The sequence below is a fragment of the Corynebacterium lipophilum genome, assembly GCF_024102595.1.
Taxonomy (GTDB): domain Bacteria; phylum Actinomycetota; class Actinomycetes; order Mycobacteriales; family Mycobacteriaceae; genus Corynebacterium; species Corynebacterium pseudogenitalium.
Map to the genome: position 1 here is coordinate 1 of NZ_JAEUWV010000052.1, position 771 is coordinate 771.

Here is a 771-nt window from a genome sequence, read left to right on the forward strand (position 1 = left end):
GGCTACACCGTTGAACAGGAGCGTGCCAACCAGGAACGTATCATCACCGAGTACCAGAAGGAGCACGGTGAGGGCTCGCATATCGCTGAGACGGTAGTTGTGCCGTCGAAGGATAATGGCAAGATCTACCTGCCGTTTAAGGGCACGTATGGTGTCTCGCGCACGCAGGAAAACCAGACTGCACAGTTGCGCAACAAGCTTGAAGAAGGCGATTTCGGCAAGGTTGCTAAGACATTTGAGACCGAGACTGGTGCTTCTCGGTATGGTGCGTTCTCTGGTGGCGCAATTAACTCGGCGAAGCGTCGTCACATTAACACGGATTACATGTACATCTACCCGCGTATTGAGGGTCGGGATGTGAAGAATTCGGCGTTCCCGATGAACATGTTCCAGAACTATCAGGACCAAGGGGCGATTGCTGCAGGGTTCAATATGAACGGTCTGCAGTTCCCGTTGATGTCTGCGCAGCCAATCTTCGATATTCCTGAGTATGACTCTGCGAACAACAAGGGTCGTGCGGGTTCGAAGGTGACCACCAAGACGGCTGGGTTGATGCCGAATGCGGATTATGCGATCCGTTGGTACGCAACTGATCCTTCGGGCAAGCAGGTTGAGCTCAAGGACAAGATGTGTAAGTTCAAGAGCGACGACAAGGGCGCCTTGAAGTCTTGTGATTTCCAGGCTCCTGAAGACCTGAAGGAAACCACTGTCTACACGGCCGCTGTGGTCAGTGTGGATCCTGCGTCGGGTGAGCCTTCTGATCGTTGGGAG

At 53.6% G+C, this 771-nt stretch carries 1 protein-coding gene; it reads left to right on the plus strand.

Going from position 1 to position 771, the window contains the following annotated elements:
* The coding region (locus JMN37_RS11275; RefSeq protein ID WP_252932207.1) for a hypothetical protein at positions 1–771 on the plus strand (771 nt) is incomplete at both ends.